17 protein-coding genes are annotated in these 16,533 nt (G+C 74.4%); 12 read left to right on the top strand and 5 right to left on the bottom strand.

The features are described from left to right. Positions 1-78: 78 nt before the first annotated feature. A complete protein-coding gene (locus tag AC0OLQ_RS10835) occupies positions 79-1,458 on the top strand; it encodes a glycosyl hydrolase family 18 protein (RefSeq protein WP_484531205.1) in 1,380 nt (459 codons plus the stop codon). Positions 1,459-1,510: 52 nt separating this feature from the next. Here AC0OLQ_RS10835 and AC0OLQ_RS10830 read toward each other — a convergent pair whose 3' ends face one another. The 3 genes from AC0OLQ_RS10830 to AC0OLQ_RS10820 all read right to left on the bottom strand — a co-directional run bounded on the left by AC0OLQ_RS10830 (position 1,511) and on the right by AC0OLQ_RS10820 (position 4,917). Continuing rightward, entirely contained in the window at positions 1,511-2,491 is a 981-nt protein-coding gene (locus AC0OLQ_RS10830; RefSeq protein ID WP_484531204.1) for a DUF2804 domain-containing protein, read from the bottom strand. A 38-nt stretch (positions 2,492-2,529) separates the two neighbouring features. Next, a complete protein-coding gene (locus tag AC0OLQ_RS10825) occupies positions 2,530-2,943 on the bottom strand; it encodes a hypothetical protein (protein WP_484531203.1) in 414 nt (137 codons plus the stop codon). 87 nt (positions 2,944-3,030) lie between these two features. After that, positions 3,031-4,917 (bottom strand): P-loop ATPase, Sll1717 family, encoded by a 1,887-nt coding sequence (locus tag AC0OLQ_RS10820; RefSeq protein WP_484531202.1) that lies wholly within the window; start codon positions 4,915-4,917, stop codon positions 3,031-3,033. Between the two features lie 162 nt (positions 4,918-5,079). On the opposite strand from AC0OLQ_RS10820, the gene AC0OLQ_RS10815 reads away from it, so the two are divergent. Then, positions 5,080-5,646, top strand: coding sequence for a snapalysin family zinc-dependent metalloprotease (locus tag AC0OLQ_RS10815; protein WP_357333181.1), 567 nt, complete (start codon positions 5,080-5,082; stop codon positions 5,644-5,646). Positions 5,647-5,705: 59 nt separating this feature from the next. Here AC0OLQ_RS10815 and AC0OLQ_RS10810 read toward each other — a convergent pair whose 3' ends face one another. Continuing rightward, positions 5,706-6,464, bottom strand: coding sequence for a peptidylprolyl isomerase (locus AC0OLQ_RS10810; protein ID WP_484531201.1), 759 nt, complete (start codon positions 6,462-6,464; stop codon positions 5,706-5,708). Positions 6,465-6,616: 152 nt separating this feature from the next. On the opposite strand from AC0OLQ_RS10810, the gene AC0OLQ_RS10805 reads away from it, so the two are divergent. Together AC0OLQ_RS10805 and AC0OLQ_RS10800 are read left to right on the top strand one after the other, a co-directional pair. Next, the gene (locus AC0OLQ_RS10805; protein WP_357333183.1) at positions 6,617-6,943 is read left to right on the top strand and encodes an STAS domain-containing protein; all 327 of its coding nucleotides are present in this window, start codon (positions 6,617-6,619) and stop codon (positions 6,941-6,943) included. A 30-nt stretch (positions 6,944-6,973) separates the two neighbouring features. Next, positions 6,974-7,363 (top strand): ATP-binding protein, encoded by a 390-nt coding sequence (locus AC0OLQ_RS10800; protein WP_357333184.1) that lies wholly within the window; start codon positions 6,974-6,976, stop codon positions 7,361-7,363. Positions 7,364-7,369: 6 nt separating this feature from the next. Here the strand turns inward: AC0OLQ_RS10800 and AC0OLQ_RS10795 are convergent, their stop codons facing one another. Continuing rightward, the gene (locus AC0OLQ_RS10795) at positions 7,370-8,929 is read right to left on the bottom strand and encodes a PP2C family protein-serine/threonine phosphatase (RefSeq protein WP_484531200.1); all 1,560 of its coding nucleotides are present in this window, start codon (positions 8,927-8,929) and stop codon (positions 7,370-7,372) included. A 219-nt stretch (positions 8,930-9,148) separates the two neighbouring features. Between AC0OLQ_RS10795 and AC0OLQ_RS10790 the strand changes: the two genes are divergently transcribed. The 8 genes from AC0OLQ_RS10790 to AC0OLQ_RS10755 all read left to right on the top strand — a co-directional run bounded on the left by AC0OLQ_RS10790 (position 9,149) and on the right by AC0OLQ_RS10755 (position 16,519). Next, complete coding sequence (locus AC0OLQ_RS10790) at positions 9,149-10,321, top strand: RNA ligase RtcB family protein (RefSeq protein ID WP_484531199.1); 1,173 nt, start codon at positions 9,149-9,151, stop codon at positions 10,319-10,321. Continuing rightward, a complete protein-coding gene (gene prfH / locus AC0OLQ_RS10785) occupies positions 10,318-10,995 on the top strand; it encodes a peptide chain release factor H (protein ID WP_484531198.1) in 678 nt (225 codons plus the stop codon). Before AC0OLQ_RS10790 ends, prfH begins: the two co-directional genes overlap by 4 nt. Positions 10,996-11,063: 68 nt before the next feature. Next, complete coding sequence (locus tag AC0OLQ_RS10780) at positions 11,064-12,347, top strand: erythromycin esterase family protein (protein WP_484531197.1); 1,284 nt, start codon at positions 11,064-11,066, stop codon at positions 12,345-12,347. A gap of 181 nt (positions 12,348-12,528) precedes the next feature. After that, positions 12,529-13,569: an ATP-dependent DNA ligase gene (locus AC0OLQ_RS10775; protein WP_484531196.1), complete on the top strand. Its 1,041-nt coding sequence runs from the start codon at positions 12,529-12,531 to the stop codon at positions 13,567-13,569. After that, positions 13,566-14,069, top strand: a complete 504-nt coding sequence (locus tag AC0OLQ_RS10770; protein WP_484531195.1) for a DUF421 domain-containing protein — start codon at positions 13,566-13,568, stop codon at positions 14,067-14,069. The genes AC0OLQ_RS10775 and AC0OLQ_RS10770 overlap by 4 nt, the downstream gene beginning before the upstream one ends. 87 nt (positions 14,070-14,156) lie before the next feature. After that, complete coding sequence (locus AC0OLQ_RS10765; protein ID WP_357333190.1) at positions 14,157-14,315, top strand: hypothetical protein; 159 nt, start codon at positions 14,157-14,159, stop codon at positions 14,313-14,315. A gap of 266 nt (positions 14,316-14,581) precedes the next feature. Beyond that, positions 14,582-15,574 carry a GGDEF domain-containing protein gene (locus AC0OLQ_RS10760; RefSeq protein WP_484531194.1) on the top strand — a complete coding sequence of 331 codons (993 nt, stop codon included), beginning with the start codon at positions 14,582-14,584 and terminating at the stop codon, positions 15,572-15,574. Between the two features lie 117 nt (positions 15,575-15,691). Next, the gene (locus AC0OLQ_RS10755) at positions 15,692-16,519 is read left to right on the top strand and encodes a DUF72 domain-containing protein (protein ID WP_484532321.1); all 828 of its coding nucleotides are present in this window, start codon (positions 15,692-15,694) and stop codon (positions 16,517-16,519) included. The last annotated feature ends 14 nt before the right edge of the window (positions 16,520-16,533 follow it).

The raw sequence follows: 16,533 nt of genomic DNA, 5'->3' as shown, positions 1-16,533 counted from the left end.
CCCGTACGCCCGACCGCCGCTGGCCCCTGACCAGCGCGGTCGGGCGGCACGGCGCCCCCTGCAACGGGAAGGCCCTCGATGTCCGCACCGCACCCCCGCCGCCGTTCCTCCGTGGCCGCCGGCCTGCTCGCGCTGGCCACCGCCACCGCGACACTCGCCCTCACCCCGACCGCCGCCGAGGCCGTCGTCCTGCCCAACAACTTCAAGAGCGTGGGCTACATGCCGTCCTGGAGCGGGAGCGTCAACAGCATCCAGTACGGCAAGCTCACCCACATCAACTACGCGTTCGCGCTGCCCAACAACGACGGCAGCCTGCGCCCGGTGGAGAACCCCAGCAAGCTCTCCTCGCTGGTGTCGCTCGGACACGCCAACAACGTCAAGGTCTCGATCGCGATCGGCGGCTGGAACGACGGCGACGACTCCGCGTTCGAGGCGCTCGCCGCCAACTCCGGCGCCCGCGGCGCGTTCGTCACCAACGTGGTCAACTTCGTCAACCAGTACAACCTCGACGGCGTCGACATCGACTGGGAGTATCCCGACCCGGGCGCCTCGGCCAACAACTACACCCTGCTGATGCAGCAGCTCGGCAGCGCGCTGCACAGCCGCGGCAAGCTGCTCACCGCCGCCGTGGTCTCCGAGGGCTACTACGTCGACGGCGTGCCACCGGCGGTCTTCGGCTCCGTCGACTGGCTCAACATCATGGCGTACGACGGCGGCAGCCCGCACGCCAACTATGACTGGTCGATCAACAGCGTCAACCTGTGGAAGTCGCGCGGCCTGCCCGCCGCCAAGGCGGTGCTCGGCGTGCCCTTCTACAGCCGGCCCGGCTACTACACCTATGCCGCGCTGGTCGGCATGGACCCGGCCAACGCCAACCGCGACTGCACGACGGTCAGCGGCGTGCAGCAGTGCTACAACGGCGTACCGACCGTCAAGCGCAAGACCCAGTGGGCGCTGGCCAACGCCGGCGGGATGATGAACTGGGAGCTGTCCCAGGACACCACCGGCGCGACCTCGCTGGTCAGCGCGATCTACGACACCGTCATGGGCGGCGGCACACCGCCGCCGAGCGGGCGTACCGGCCCGATCACCGGCATCGGCGGCAAGTGCGTCGACGTCGCCGCCGCCAGCACCGCCAACGGCACCGCGATCCAGCTCTACACCTGCAACGGCACCGCCGCGCAGAGCTGGACCGTGGCCGGCGACGGCACCCTCCGGGCGCTCGGCAAGTGCGCCGACGTGACCAGCGGCTCCACCGCCAACGGGGCGAAGGTGCAGCTCTGGGACTGCAACGGCACCGGCGCCCAGGTCTGGCAGGCCCAGTCCAACGGCACGCTGCGCAACCCGCAGTCGAACAAGTGCCTGGACGCCACCGACAACAGCTCCGCCAACGGCACCCGGCTGCAGATCTGGGACTGCTTCGGCGGCGCCAACCAGGTCTGGCGACTGCCGGCCTGACCGCCGGGCGTGAACCCCGCCGCGCCGGCCGGGCGCGGCGGGGGCTCCGCCGTCACCAGCGGTTGCGGGCCGCCTCCGCCCAGCCGACCAGGCCGTCGAGGTCGACCCGCTCGCCGTCGTCGGTGGCGGCCCACCCGGTGAAGTGCCCGAAGCACTGGTGGGTCTCGCCGGCCAGCACGCCGAGATTGGTGCGCGCCACGCGCTCGTGGAACGGGTGGAACGTCACGTCCACCCGGTCACCGGTGATCCGCCACGGCCGCAGCCAGTCGGCGCGGTCGTAGCTCCAGGCCAGGTCGGCGCCGATCTTGTGCAGCCGCCCGTCGACGAAGACCGCGTTCTCGGTCGAACCCGTGCCGTCGGTCCACTTGCCACCGAGCTGGACGGCCCGGCCCGGTCCGCTGCCGGCCGCCCAGTTCCAGCGCACCGCGTACCGCCACTTGCCGCGACCGTGGTCGAGCACCGCGAACGACTCCCCCGTGTCCACCGGGTACGCCGTGCCGTCCACCCGCAGCGTGCCGCGCACCGGCCGGCCGACGTCCTTGACCGTGTACTGGAACCGGCGGGTGCTCCACGGCACCACCACGCCCAGCGACTCGTGCCCGGGCCGCAGCGGCGCCACCAGGTCGACCTCGACACCGGGCGCGGTGGCCCGGATGGTGCTGCCGTCGGGATGCTGGTCGACCTGGACGACCAGGCCGCCGCCGCGGGCCCGCACCGCGCCCGCGCCACTGACCGGCGGGAGCACCGCGCCGCGGGCGAACGGGACCACCGCCTCGGTGGTCCGGTCGACTCCGGTGCGGCGGTCGAGCAGGTAGACGCTGTGCACGCCGGCGTAGTCCAGCGACGAGGCGACCAGGCCGACGATGTGCGTCGGGGTGACGATGCCCCAGTGCTCCCAGCGCTTGGCCCGGCCCCAGCCGCGCAGGTTCGCCCGGTGCAGCGGCCGGCGGCTAAAGCCCACCGCCGCCGGGTTCAACCGCCCGTCCGGCCGGCACAGGTCGACCGGCTCGGTGATCTCCCGCTCGTGCGTCATCGCGGCAGGCTACCGGCTGGGGCGCGGCGCGTGCCCCGTCAGCCGACCCGGCTCATGTTCGGCCGGCCGGTGCGGGTCCGCTGCCGGTCCGCGGGCACCCGCGGGCTGTCCGTGGCCAGCAGCCGGTCGGCCGCCGCCAGCCCGGTCAGCGCGGCGCCGTAGGCGGCCAGCTCGCGCTGGAAGTGCTCCACCTTGGCGTACCAGAACTTCAGCTGCGGGTTCATGGCCTTGGCGTTGATGTAGCCGACGATGTCGGTGTCGGGGGTGATGCCCCGGCGGGCGTAGCAGCGGTCGAACCCGGCCTTGGTCCGCTCGTACCTCTCGGTCATCGCGGTCAGGCCCGCCTCGGCCTCCAGCAGCCGCTCGCGCAGGTAACGCACGTACATGGGCGGGACGCCGGTCGGCGCGCAGGTGGCCGTCCGTCGACCGTCCGGTCCGTTGGGGGACGCCATGACCGCCTCCTTCCTGCGGTCGGAAGTGCAGAGACGTTCTTCTACCCCGGATCGGCCCCGAATATGCCGGGAGCAGGACGATCGGCGTCAGGTGTCGCTGGAGCGGGACACCGCGCGGCGCACCCGGGTCGCCTCGTCCCGCAGGGTGCGCACCAGGGCGGCGCCGGTCGTGCTGTCGGCCAGCCCGTTGTCGGTGACGGTACGGGCGATCTGCTCGAAGAAGTCGGCGACCTCGTTGGCGGTCCCGATGGCCCGGGCGACGTTGGACGGCGTAGCCGCGTACTCGATGTCGGACAACCGCTCGGAGATCTCCCGACGGGCGCTCTCCGGCAGCTCCGCCGCGCCCAGCGCCGCCCGGACCCGCTGGTACGCGAGCCGGACCTCGCGGATCACCGCGATCTCGCGGCTCGGCCGGGCGCCGACCACGTTGCCGATGACGCCGAGCTGGTAGCCCACGTTTCCGGTGACCGACCGGGTGCGCTGCGGCGGCACGAAGTGGCCCAGGTTCACCGGTGCCTGGGCGTTGAGCCCGGCCCGGAAGCACGGGTGGACGTGGAACTCGTTCTCGTGCGGCTCCAGCACCTCCCGCCGGGTGCCGCCGTAGACCGTGTCGCCGCCGCGCCGCACGCCCAGGAAGCCGAGGCCGAACAGGATGTCGATCACCGTGTCGGCGTCCAGCACGTGCGCGTACTCGGGGAACTGCTCGACCAGGCTGTCGCGCACCTCGGCGAAGCGGGCCCGCAGCGCCTTGCGGGTGACCAGGTAGCCGGTGTTCTGGAACAGCGCGTAGAGCCGGGTCAGGAAGGGATAGCTGACGAGGTATTCGTTGCCGAGGTCCTGAAGCTTCCAGCGGGAGAAGTCGCGGGCCGCCTCCCGGACGTCCGTCGTCCAGATCGTCGGGTGGCTGTTTCGCAGCGCCGTGTCCCGGCACAGCGTGACGAACTGGATGACGTCGCGCGGGCGCAGCAACGTCCGCGAGGTCAGGTAGTCCAGGATCGGCTCCCCGTCGACTTCCTCCGGCAGCACCCGTCCCCACAGCTCATCGGCCGGCACGGGGCGGCCCAGCGACGCCGAGGCGCGCCGCAGCAGCACCTCGCCGAGCAGTTCCGGGGTCCAGTCGATGCGCTCCTCCTCGCCGCGGAACTTGTCGCTCTCGGTGAACTGGAGCGAGTCGTAGATGTCGCTGCGCAAGAAAAGCGTGCAGCGGACCGTGCCACCGAACAGGCTGCGGACCTGCTTGCTGGCCAGCAGCAGCCCGACCACCATGGCGTCGGAGGCCGGGTCGTTGGACCAGATCTGCTCCACCTGGTCGACGGCGAGCAGCAGGGCCGGGTGGTCGGCCGGGCAGTCCAGTTCGGCGATGGCCCGCCCGATCACCTCCTCCAGCACGTCGAGCTGCCGCGCGGCCCGGGCCCCCTCGGACGCCTGCACCTCGACCGAGCCGTTGACGCCCAGCGCCCCGACCGCGATCGACGAGGCACGCAGCCGGCCCATGCCGGACAGCACCCGGTCGTAGAGCCGCTGGTCGCCGCTCTCGTGGTGCCGGCGGAGGAAGCGCCGAAGCCGGCGGACGTTCGCGGGCGCGCGGCGCAGCCGGCGCCGGTGCTGCTGCCGGGCGTGCCCGACCAGGTGCCGGCTGACCTGCACGGCGAAGACGTACCGCCAGACCAGGGACTTGGCCGTCTCCGGGTTCAGCCCCTGCAGCTCGAATCGGCGCAGCTCCTCGCCGGTCGCGTCGTCCGGGGTGATCAGGCTGGTCACCACGCCGCCGTCCGGGCCGCCGTCGAGCAACCGGCAGATGGCGCTCTTGCCGGCTCCCTTGCGGCCGATGACCAGGCTCTTGCGCCCGTGCAGGGCGGCCTCGTACGCGGCGGTCGGCAGGAAACCCTGCCGGAGCAGGCCGCTGGCGATGTCGGACTCGGCGTCGTCGCGGCCGAAGGCCAGCCGGGTCAGGTCGATCGGCGAGTCGTCCATCGTGGAGCTCCCCTCAGCCCGGCCACGTTCCGTCCGTCACGGCACACGGTAGGCAGTCGACGCCGGGAGCGCCAGGTCGCCGGGAGCGCTTGATATCGATGTATCTAAATACTTAAGCTGGGCCGGTCCCCGCTCGACCCCGCCCCACAAGGAGAGTGAGCGATGCGTCTGCCCAAGGTCACCCGGTTCCTCGCCACCGTCGCCACCGCGGCACTGGCCGCGCTGGGCGCCGTCACCGTCGACGCGGCACCGGCCGCCGCCGCCGTCCGCAACGTCTGCTACAACACCAGCCAGGCCGGGCCGTTCGCCAGCTACGCCGTCCAGGCCGCCTCGATCTGGAACAACGCCACGAACAACATCAACATGGCGCAGTGCGGGTCGAACCTGATGATCTACTACACCTACGGCGGCGGCTCGTACGCCCAGCGCACGAGCCTCGGCAACGGCCGCGTCGTCATCGACTACTACCAGGCGCAGCAGTACTCGCCGCTGCGCATCATGACCCACGAGATCGGGCACATCCTCGGCCTGCCGGACAACTACAACGGCAACTGCGCCATCCTGATGTCCGGCGGCAGCGCCGGCACCAGCTGCACCAACCCGTACCCGAGCTCCACCGAGGCCGCCCGGGTCGACTCGCTGTTCGGCTTCGCCGCCCGCAGCGCGACGACGCCGCAGGTCTTCACCGGCAGCTGGCCGGCCCCCGTCACGGCGGGCGCCCAGCGCTGACCGGCGCGAACGACGGCGCCCGGCCGGGCCGGCGGAGACGCCGACCCGGCCGGTGCGCGTCAGCGGCCCCGGGTGGCCCGGCAGATCACCACCGGCAGGGCCGGTGCGCCGTCGACCGGCGCCGGGTCCTCCGGCGTGGCGGCGATCCCGCCGGCCGCGATCCGGTCCAGGGTGGCCAGCCCGGCCTCGTCGATCGTGCCGAAGACGGTGTAGTTGGGGCGCAGCGCCGAGTCGGACTGCACGAGGAAGAACTGGCTGCCGTTGGTGTCCGCACCGGCGTTGGCCATGGCCAGGGTGCCCCGGGCGTAGAGGCGGCGGACCCCGGTCGGGTCGGTCGGCGCCGGGGGCAGGTCGGTGGGCAACTCGTCGGCGTACCGGTAGCCCGGGCCGCCCTCGCCGGTGCCGGACGGGTCACCGCACTGGAGCACCTTCAGCGTCGGGTACGCGGTGAGCCGGTGGCAGGGGGTCCGGTCGTAGAACCGGTGCCGGGCCAGGTGCAGGAAGCTCTGCACGGTGCACGGCGCCTGCTCGCGGTCGAGGGTCAGCCCGATCGGGCCCTGGTTGGTCCGCAGCGTGACCCGGACCGTACCCCGGTCGGGCGTGTGGCGGGGGTCCGGCGGCAGCGGCACCGGCCGGGCGGCCGGCTCGTCCGGCGTCGGCGTGTACGCGCACGGGCCCTTCGTCGGCCCCGGCTCGGCGGCGGGCGCCGCGGTCGCGGCGGCACCGCTGGCGGCGACCAGCGCGGCGGAGACCAGCGCCACCCCGGCGAGGCGGGCCAGCAGCGGCGGTGCGGCGTGCGGTCGGGTTTCGCTCGGCACGTGGGTCCTCCCTGGACTCGTGGTACCAGAAAGACCGGAGTCTATGGATGCGGTGACCGGATGTCGATGCGCACGTTCCCGTCGTGCGCCCCGCAAGGTGACATGATGGCGCCACCAGGCCGGTGCTCCAGGTGAGAAAGTGTGGGCTGCCCATGGCGTCCTTCCAGGCGAGGACCTCCCGCGAGCCGGGACGGACGATGATCCGGCTGGCCGGCGAGTGCGATCTCGCCGCCCGGGAGCGGCTGACCGGCACCCTGCTGGCCGCCGTGGACGCCGCGCCCGTGGTGGTGGTCGACCTGGCCGCGGTCGAGTTCCTCGACTCCACCGGCATCCATGCCCTGGTGGCCGCGCACCAACGGGCCCGGGCGGCGGACGGCCGGCTCTACCTGGTCAACGCCACCGGCGCGGTGGCCGCCCTGCTGGAGCTGACCGGCGTCGGCGACCTGCTCCGGCACCCCGGGGACGGGGCCGGCTCATGACCGCGGCGCCCGACGCGCGGGAGCGGTCCCGTGACTGACCACCTCGCCGTTCCACCCGACACCATGCCCTACCTGCGCGCGGCGGACCTGGCCGCCGTCCGGGCGTTCGTCTCGGCCCGCGCGCTGGCCGGCGGGCTGGCCGCCGCCCGGGTGGCTCTGCTCGCGCTGGTGGTGAGCGAGCTGACCACCAACACGCTCCAGCACACCGAGGCGGGCGGCTCCGTCCGGGTGTGGGTCGAGGCCGGGCAGCTGTGCTGCGACGTCGTGGACCAGGGCGGACCGCGTCCGGTGGCCGGCCCGATGCCGGCGGCCGAGGCCGTCCGGGGCCGGGGGCTGGCCATCGTGGCGACGTTCTGCGACGAGGTCGACGTCCGGCCGGGTCCGGCGGGGACGGTGGTGCGCGTCCGGTTCGACCTCTGAGGACGGTCAGGGCAGCACGCGGACGGCGAGGGTGCAGGTGTCGTCGTACGGGCTGGGCCGGTGCAGCGCGTGGCGCAGCCGGGCCAGCGGTCGCGCCCCCGGCTGACCGGAGAACTCCGACAGGGCCGACCGCACCGCCGCCAGCTCGTCCTCCGGGTTCCCGGCGCGGCGTTCCACCAGCCCGTCGGTGTAGAGGAGCAGCACGTCGTCGCCGCGCAGCTCGGTGGTGACCACCGGGTAGCAGGTGGCAGGGTCGGCGCCCAGCAGCATCCCGACGGGCCGGCCGAGGTCGCCGGTCCCGCCCGCCCGGGACAGCAGCGGCACCGGGTGCCCGGCCCGCGCCCAGGTCAGTCGCCGGGTCGCCGGGTCGAAACCGGCGATCACGGCGGTGCCGGTGATGGCCAGCTGGCCGCAGAGCCGGTTCATGTGCCCGAGCAGCGCCGCCGGGTCGCGAAGGCCGATCGAGAGCCACGCGACCAGCCCGAAGCGCAGGTGGGCCATCCCGCTGGCCGCCTCCAGCCCGTGCCCCGCGACGTCGCCGACCGCCAGGACCACCGAACCGTCCGGCAGCGTCTCGGCGTGGTACCAGTCGCCACCGACCCGCAGCGCGCTCTCCGCCGGCTGGTAGCCGACCAGCACCTCCAGGCCGGCCAGCGGCACCGGCTCGCGCGGCACCGGTTGGATGAGGTTCTGGAGCTGGGCGGCGAGGCGGTGCTCGGCCAGCGCCGTCGTCTCCCGGGTGCGCAGCCGGTCACTGAGCTGCTGGATGGCGCTGCGGGAGTCCTCCCGGGCGGTCACGTCCTGGACCACCGCGTAGACCTTCACCGGCGCGCCGCCCTCGTCGCGGGCCGCGTCCGACAGGACCCGCAGGTACTTGACGGTCCCGCCCGCGCGGAACCGCACCGTGACGTCGGACGCGGCGCCGCTGTCCAGCGTCTGCCAGGCCGCCTCGCGCAGGCCCTGGTCGTCGGGGAGGAGCGCGGCGGACTGCTCGGCCCGGGACATCGGCCCCAGCGCCGGATCGCGCTCGAAGATGCGGTACATCCCCGGGGACCACTCGCTGCGGCCGGTGACCAGGTCGTACTCCGCCCAGCCGAGGCTGCCCAGCAGCTCGGTACGCGCCAGCCGGCGCCGGTTCTCGTCCAGCCGCTCCCACCAGACCAGCAGGCCGCCCAGCACCCGGTACACGCTCACGTCGAAGACGGAGTCGGCGACGACGCCCGCGCCGTGACCGGCGTACCGGAAGTCGGGCAGGCGGGCGGGCTCCCCGGTGGCCAGCGCCTCCTGGTACGCCTGCCACAGCGGGCCGGCGACCATGCCGGGATACAACGTGCTGAGCAGTTGCCCGACGCGCCCGGCGCCCCGGCCGTGGACGTCGCGCCCCTCCGCGCTGGCGGCGGCCACCAGGAAGTCGACGACCGCGCCGTCCGGAGCCCGTACCGGCAGCAGCCAGGTGCAGCCCGCCGGGATCACCGCCAGCACCTGCCGGATCGCCGCCACCATCGGGTCGGCGGCCGACGGGGACGCCACGTCGGCGGGCGCGTCCGGCACGGCCTCGTCTGCCATGCCGGCAGCCTAGCCATCCCCGGTCCGCCGCGGCGGGCCCGCTGGCGGCCGTCGCCGGGAGCGGATCGGCGGAAAGTCGGTTGCCGCCCACCGTGGACTCCGGGAGGGTGTTGCCCATGACGTTCTGACGGACCGCACCAGAAGCTCCTGAGGGCCGCGCCGCACCGACCGCGCCGCCCTGCCGTCCGCCCTTGCCTCCTTCGCGAGAAACGAGCGTCCTTGTCCGCGCACCTCTCCCGGCGGGAGTCCCTGCCGCCGGCCACCGTCTCCGTCTTCGCCTCCCCCGGCAGCTGGATCGAGTCCGCCGCCGTCGACCAGTGCCGCCAGGTCGCCGACCTCCCCGGCATGGTCCACGTCGCCGGCATGCCCGACCTGCACCCGGGCAAGGGCGCCCCGATCGGCGCCGCCATGGCGTCGACGGTGCTCTACCCGTTCCTGGTCGGCTCCGACATCGGCTGCGGCATCGCCGTGTTCCCCCTCGCGCTACGGCGCGCCGTACCCGAGCGGCTCGCCGCCCGGTTCCCGGACCTGGACCGGGCGCTGGACCCGGAGCGTGACGCCGACGACCCGGCCTGGGCCGTGGTGGCCGGCGAGATCCCCGCCGGCCACCTCGAGGGCCTCGGGACGGTCGGTCGGGGCAACCACTTCGTCGAGCTGGCCCGGATCGGGACCGTGCTCGCGCCGGACCACGCGGCCCGGCTCGGGCTCGACGCCGGCGACCTGGTCCTCGTGGTGCACAGCGGCTCGCGCGGGCTGGGCGAGCAGATCCTGCGGGCACACACCGAACTGCACGGCCCCGGCCCCGCCCCCGACCCGGCCGCCTACCTGACCCGGCACGACGCCGCCGTACGCTGGGGTTCGCTCAACCGGCGGCTGCTGGCCGCACGGGTCGCGCACGCCCTCGGGGCGGAGCCCACCGCACCGATCGTCGACCAGTGCCACAACCTGGTCGAGGTCCGCGACGGCCAGTACCTGCACCGCAAGGGCGCGGCACCGGGTGACGGCCGGGACGTGCTCGTCGCCGGCACCCGGGGCACCCTCTCCTATCTGGTGGCCGCGCACGCCGGGCCGGCGGCCAACCATTCGGTGGCGCACGGCGCGGGCCGGAAGATGTCCCGTGCGGACGCGCTGCGCCGCGGCCGGGCCAAGCACACCGTCGAGGAGCTGCGGCGCACCCCGCTGGGCTCGGTCGTGGTGTGCGGCGACCGTCAGTTGCTCTTCGAGGAGGCGCCCACCGCCTACAAGCGCATCGAGCAGGTGATCGGTGACCTGGTGGCGCACGACCTGGCCACCCCGGTGGCCACCACCGTCCCGCTGGTCACCTACAAGACGCCCGACCTCGGCACCCGGGCGGGGCGCCGGGACGACCGCCGCGGGCGGGGCCGGCCGTGAGCGTCCACCTGCTCGTCTCCGCCGGGCGGGGCCCGCAGGAGTGCGCCTGGGCGCTGGGCCGACTGCTGCCCCGCCTGGAGGCCGACGCCGCCGGGCGGGGTCTGACCACGCGCCGGGTCGAGACCGTGCCCGGTGACCGGCCCGGCACCTACCGGTCGGTGCTGGTGCGGATCTCCGGCGCCGACGCCGCGGCGTTCGCCGCCGGCTGGACCGGCACCCTGTGCTGGCAGGCGCCCAGCCCGTACCGGGCCGGCAGCGGGCGCAAGAACTGGTACGTCACCGCCCGGCCGTGCCGGGTCGACGTCCCGGCCTCGACGTTCAGCGAGGCGGACGTCGAGGTGGTGGGCGTGCGCACCGGCGGCCCGGGCGGCCAGCACCGGAACAAGGCCAGTACGGCGGTCCGGGCCACCCACCGCCCCACGGGCAGCGTGGTCGTGGTCGACACCGAGCGGCAGTTCAGCCTGAACCGCCGGATCGCCGTCGAGCTGCTGCGCCGGCGGGTCGAGCAGGCCGACGAGGCGGCCAGCCGCGCCCTCACCGCCGACCGGTGGCGGGTCCACGACGAGCTGGTCCGCGGCAACCCGACCCGGGTCGAACGCCCGGAACAGTCCGGGCCGGAGCCGGCCTCCCCTCGGCGACGAGGGCGGGGCACCCGGCCCCGGGCCGTGCGGTAGCGCCGCCGACGCCGGTCCCGCTCCCCCTCGGGCGGCATGCCGACCGCGGCAACGGGTACCGCGCCCGGATGGGACGCTACGACGACGAGGTGACCGCGCTGGCGACGCCGCTGACCGGCCCGGACAGCCTGGATGCGCTGCTGGAGCGGGTCGGCGACGCCCGGGTGGTGATGCTCGGCGAGGCCACCCACGGCACGCACGAGTTCTACACCTGGCGGGCGGCCATCACCCGCCGGCTCGTCGAGGAGCGGGGCTTCTCGTTCGTCGCCGTGGAGGGCGACTGGCCCGACTGCGACCGGGTGGACCGCAGCGTCCGCCGCCGCCCCGACGCCCCGGCGGACCCGCGCGCGGCCCTCGCGGCGTTCGAGCGGTGGCCGACCTGGATGTGGGCGAACGAGGAGGTCGCCGACTTCACCCGCTGGCTGCGCGACCACAACGCGCGGGTGGACGAGGCCGACCGGGTCGGGTTCCACGGCCTGGACGTCTACTCGCTCTGGGAATCGCTCCGCGAGATCCTCACCTGGCTGCGGGAGCACGACCCTGACCAGGTGCCGGCCGCGCTGGCGGCGTACCGCTGCTTCGAGCCGTACGACGAGGACCCGCAGCAGTACGCGCTCGCCACCCGTCTCGTCCCGCACCGCTGCGAGGACGAGGTGGTCGCGCTGCTGGCCGGGCTCCGGGAGCGGGCCGCCGCCGACGGGCCGGGCCGCTTCGGCACCTGGCAGAACGCCGAGGTGGTGGCCGGCGCCGAGCGCTACTACCGGGCGATGGTCAGGGGTGGACGGGAGTCGTGGAACGTCCGCGACCGGCACATGGACGACACCCTCGACCGGCTCCTGGACCACTACGGCCCAGGTGCCCGGGCGGTGGTCTGGGCGCACAACACGCACGTGGGCGACGCCCGGGCCACCGACATGACGGACGCGGGCGAGGTGAACATCGGCCAACTGGCCCGGGAGCGGTACGGCCCGGAGCGGGTGGTGCTGGTGGGATTCGGCACCCACGCGGGCACGGTGACGGCCGGCGCCGCCTGGGGTGCGCCGATGGAGACGATGACCGTGCCGCCGGCGCACCGGCACTCGCTGGAGGAGGCCCTGCACGCCGCCGCGCCGGACCGGGCGCTGCTGGTCTTCCCCCGCGACGAGCGGCCCGACCTGCTGGCCCACGAGATCGACCACCGGGCCATCGGCGTGGTCTACCGTCCGCAGCCCGAGAGCCGGGGCAACTACGTGCCCACCGTGCTCGGGGAGCGCTACGACGCCTTCTGCTGGTTCGACACCTCCCGGGCGGTCCGGCCGCTGCCCACCCGGCCGGTGCCCGCCGAGCCCGAAAGCTGGCCGTCCGGCGTCTGATCCGCCGCAGCGGGTGGTTCCGGCCGGGCCGTCCCGGGCCGTCCGGTGAGGTGGGCCCGCCGGCCGCGCCGGACGTTCGCCGGGCCGCCGCCCGGGTAACCGCGCCGGAGCCGACCGGGGGTCCGCACGGGCCCCCCGCCCGGGCCGACCGCCGGGGCCGGAGCCGCGCCACGGAGACCCCATGCTGCGTCCACCGCTCAGCCCGATGCTCGCCGCGCCGGTGGCGGACCTTCCCACCGGCCGGCAGCTGGCGTACGAGCCGAAGTGGGACGGCTGGCGGACCCTGGCGTTCCGTGACGCGGACGGGGTGCACCTGCAGTCCCGCGCCGGCCGGGACCTCACCGGCTACTTCCCCGACGTCACCGCGACGCTGCGGTCCCTGCCCGCCGGCACGGTGCTCGACGGCGAGCTGATCGTCTGGGCCGAGGGCCGCACCGACTTCGCCCTGCTCCAGCAGCGGGTGACCGCCGGGCGTCGGCTGGCCGCGCTGGCGGACCGCCATCCCGCGCACTTCGTGGCCTTCGACCTCCTCAGCGCCCCGGACGGGGAGCCGCTGCTCGACCTCCCGCTGGCCGAGCGGCGGCACCGGCTGGCGGGACTGCTCAGCGACGCGCCCGCGGGACTCGTCCTCTGCCCGCAGACCGGGGACCCGGCCGAGGCCCGGGAGTGGCTCCGGACCTGGACCGACGCCGGTGTCGAGGGGATCGTGGTCAAGCGGTGCGACGGCCGGTACGAGCCGGGACGGCGGGGCTGGCAGAAGCTGCGCGCCCACCGCACCGTGGAGACCCTCGTCGGCGGGATCACCGGCCCGGTGACCGACCCGGACACCCTCCTCGTCGGACGGTGCGACGACCGTGGCCGCCTGCGCTACCTGGGACGCACCCACCCGCTGCACCGGCAGCAGCGCCGCGAACTGGCCGGGCTGCTCCGGCCCACCACCGCGCCGGAGCACCCGTGGCCCCAGCCGCTGCCCGGCGGGTGGACCGGCCAGCTGAACCCGGCACCGCCGCTGCCGTACACGCCGGTGCGCCAGGACCTCGTCGTCGAGGTGGAGGCCGACACGGCGTACGAGCACGGGCGCTGGCGGCACCGCGTCCGGCATTTGCGGCCCCGGCTCGACCTGGCCCCCGACGACCTGCCCGTGCTGACCGACGGGCCGGAGGCGCTGGGCGGTGGCCCCGGCCGTGTAGCCGCGGACCGCCCGGGTAGGCGCACCGGGTGAGCGACTGGCAGAAGCTGTTCGTCCCCGACACACCCCTGTGGGAGATCGTGGTGCGGGGCAGCGTGATCTACCTGGCGCTGTTCTTCCTCCTGCGGGTGCTGCTGAAGCGGGAGAGCGGCAGCACCGGCGTCACCGACCTGCTGGTCATCGTGCTGATCGCCGACGCCGCGCAGAACGGCATGTCGGACGGCTACACCTCGATCACGGACGGCGTGCTGCTGGTCGCCGTGATCATCGGATGGGCGTACCTGCTCGATCTGCTGTCGTACCGCTGGGCCGCCGTCGCCCGGATCATCCAGCCGGGCTCCCTGGTGCTGGTTCGCGACGGCCGCATGCTGCGCCGCAACATGCGCCGCGAGCTGATCACCGAGGAGGAGCTGTACAGCCAGCTCCGTCAGCAGGGCGTCGAGGACCTCACCGACGTCAAGGAGGTCCGGATGGAGTCTCAGGGCCAGTTCAGCGTGATCACCCGCGCGGGTGGCCGGTCCCGTCGGAGCTGAGCCAGTTTGCTCCCGGCCCGCCCGGGAACGCGAGGTGGGAAGTGGCGCGCGGAGCCGCCCGCGCCATACCCACGAGGGGAGCTCGACATGGGTGACCGCGATCGGTTGCACGAGATGCGGCAGCAGGCCCACAACGCGGGCATCGAGGGGAACTCCAAGATGTCCGAATCCCAGCTGCGCGACGCGCTGCGGCGGGTCGGCAAGGGCGAGAAGCCGGAGATGGCCAAGCAGAACGCCAGGCGGTGACCAGGCACGGTTCGGCGTCGGCGCCCATCGGTGCCGGCGCCACCGTCAGCTCATCGTGACCTGGGCATTCCCCACGGTGATATGAACAGATGGTTAACGACTCCTCTCTTGACTGCCGGTTGATACGCGCCATTGAATTTCGACGTGGTGAGCTGCCTCATCCGAGTGGCGTCCACACCGGCGGTCGGCGCGATCGCGCCGGCTGAACGACGTCGTGCCCGCACCGGCGCGCTCGACCGAGGGTCGGGGGCACGGTGGACAGTGGGATGAGGGAGCGCCGCCGCCGCACGCTGGTCAGCGCAGCCCTGCACGCCGTCTCGCACGCCGTCGCCGTCGTCTACTGCCTCCTGTCCCTCGCCGGGCCGAACCGGCCGCTGATGCTCACGGGATACTGCTGCGGCCTGGCGGCGGGCGTCGCGGGTTCGTGGGCGGCGACCCGGGTGACCACCAAGGCGTCCGGCTACCGGGTCTCGTTCACCCTCCTGATGATCACGCTGGTGGCCGCCGCGCTCGGCGCGTACTGGGACGGCGGCGTCACCTCGCCGGCGGCGCTTGGTTTCGTCACCACGGCCGTTTTCGTCGCCGGCTACACTCCGCACCCGAGGCTGATGTGGGGGCTGGAGGCGCTCACCCTCGGGTCGTACGTCGTCGTCGCCGTCGCCGGTCCGCCGGCGCCCGCCGGTCACGTGTTCGTCTACCTGGCCGGCATGCTGATCCTGGCCTCGGTGTGCTCCACGCAGACACGCACCCTCGCCCGGCAGCGGTCCCAGCTACGGGCCCTGGCATCCCTGGACCCGCTCACCGGCGCGTTGAACCGGCGCGGCCTGGCCGAGCTGGCGACGTTCCTGTTCCACGCCGGCTGCCGCCCCGGCCCCTCCCTGCTCTGCCTCGACCTGGACGACTTCAAGCTGGTGAACGACCGCCTCGGGCACGCCGCCGGCGACGACCTGCTCCGCCGGGTGGTCGCGGTGACCCGGGACGTGCTGCGGGCCGAGGACGCCATCGCCCGGCTCGGCGGCGACGAGTTCGTGGTGGTGCTGAGCGACGCGGACCGGGAGTCGGCACGGGCCGCGGCGGCCCGGATCGAGGCGGCGGTGCGGGCGCTGGCCGGCGTCAGCGTCGGCTCGGCCACCGCCCCCTACGACGGCGACAGCCTCGACCGGCTGCTGCACGTCGCCGACCAGCGGCTCTACCTCGTGAAGCAGCAACGCCGCCGAACCGCCGGCCCGCTGCTCGCGGACGGCACCGGTCGCGGCTGACCGGGCGGCCGCGGCGGTAGCGGCCCGGCCGGGATACCGTGGCCCCGGCGCGCGCGGGGCCGCGCCGGGCGGTCGAACGGTGGGAGGGGTCGGATGCACCTGCACGTGGGCTGCGCCATGTGGACGCACCGGGCCTGGCAGGGGCGGTTCCTGGCGCACCCGCTGCCGGCCCACGAGCGGCTGCGCGCCTACGCCGAGTGGTGCACCGCGGTCGAGGGGAACACCACCTTCTACGCGACCCCGACCCGGGAGACGGTGGCGTCCTGGGCCGGGCAGACCGACCCCGGTTTCCGCTTCGTGCCCAAGCTGCCGAAGGTCGTCACGCACGAACGCCGGCTCACCGGCGCCGACGCGGAGCTGCGGGCCTTCCTGGACGCCGTCGAGCCCCTCGGCCCGCGGGCGCACGCCCTCTGGATCCAGCTGCCGGGCTCGTTCGGCCCCGGCGACGTGCCCGTGCTGGCCCGCTTCCTGCGCGGGCTGTCCACCACTCACCGGTACGCCGTCGAGGTCCGCCACCCCGCGTTCTTCACCGACCCCGGCGCGGTACGCGCCCTGGAGGACACGCTCGCCCGGGTCGGCGCGGAATGGATCCCCTTCGACACCACCGCGTTCTTCCGCACCCCGCCGACCAGCGACGCGGAGCGGGAGGCGTGGCTGAAGAAGCCACGCACCCCGCTGCGGACCCGCGCGCTGACCGACCGGCCGATCGTCCGCTACCTCGGCCGGGACGATCCGGCGCGGACGGTCGAGGGCTGGCAGCCGTGGCTGGACGTGGTGACCGGCTGGCTGCGCGAGGGCCGTTCGCCGACCGTGTTCGTGCACACCCCGGACAACGCCGGGGCGCTGGACCTCGCCCGCCGCTTCCACGACCAGGTCCGGGCCCGCCTGCCCGAGGTCGCGCCGCTGCCCGAGCCGGCGCCGGTCGCCCCGTCGACGCTGTTCTGACGCGACCGCGCCGG

Source organism: Micromonospora sp. Utrum1 (assembly GCF_057197805.1).
Note: the sequence above shows the minus strand (reverse complement) of the source record. Positions and strands in the feature narration are given on the sequence as shown.

What these genes read in the sequence shown, in the direction of transcription:
- AC0OLQ_RS10825 (WP_484531203.1), bottom strand. Translation starts at nt 2,943, where the DNA reads ATGGCGTCCCCCAACGGACCGGACGGTCGACGGACGGCCACCTGCGCG.
- AC0OLQ_RS10780 (WP_484531197.1), top strand. Translation starts at nt 11,064, where the DNA reads ATGGGACGCTACGACGACGAGGTGACCGCGCTGGCGACGCCGCTGACC.
- AC0OLQ_RS10820 (WP_484531202.1), bottom strand. Translation starts at nt 4,917, where the DNA reads ATGGACGACTCGCCGATCGACCTGACCCGGCTGGCCTTCGGCCGCGAC.
- AC0OLQ_RS10795 (WP_484531200.1), bottom strand. Translation starts at nt 8,929, where the DNA reads ATGGCAGACGAGGCCGTGCCGGACGCGCCCGCCGACGTGGCGTCCCCG.
- AC0OLQ_RS10755 (WP_484532321.1), top strand. Translation starts at nt 15,692, where the DNA reads ATGTGGACGCACCGGGCCTGGCAGGGGCGGTTCCTGGCGCACCCGCTG.
- AC0OLQ_RS10775 (WP_484531196.1), top strand. Translation starts at nt 12,529, where the DNA reads ATGCTGCGTCCACCGCTCAGCCCGATGCTCGCCGCGCCGGTGGCGGAC.
- AC0OLQ_RS10805 (WP_357333183.1), top strand. Translation starts at nt 6,617, where the DNA reads ATGGCGTCCTTCCAGGCGAGGACCTCCCGCGAGCCGGGACGGACGATG.
- AC0OLQ_RS10760 (WP_484531194.1), top strand. Translation starts at nt 14,582, where the DNA reads ATGAGGGAGCGCCGCCGCCGCACGCTGGTCAGCGCAGCCCTGCACGCC.
- AC0OLQ_RS10830 (WP_484531204.1), bottom strand. Translation starts at nt 2,491, where the DNA reads ATGACGCACGAGCGGGAGATCACCGAGCCGGTCGACCTGTGCCGGCCG.
- AC0OLQ_RS10835 (WP_484531205.1), top strand. Translation starts at nt 79, where the DNA reads ATGTCCGCACCGCACCCCCGCCGCCGTTCCTCCGTGGCCGCCGGCCTG.
- AC0OLQ_RS10765 (WP_357333190.1), top strand. Translation starts at nt 14,157, where the DNA reads ATGGGTGACCGCGATCGGTTGCACGAGATGCGGCAGCAGGCCCACAAC.
- AC0OLQ_RS10815 (WP_357333181.1), top strand. Translation starts at nt 5,080, where the DNA reads ATGCGTCTGCCCAAGGTCACCCGGTTCCTCGCCACCGTCGCCACCGCG.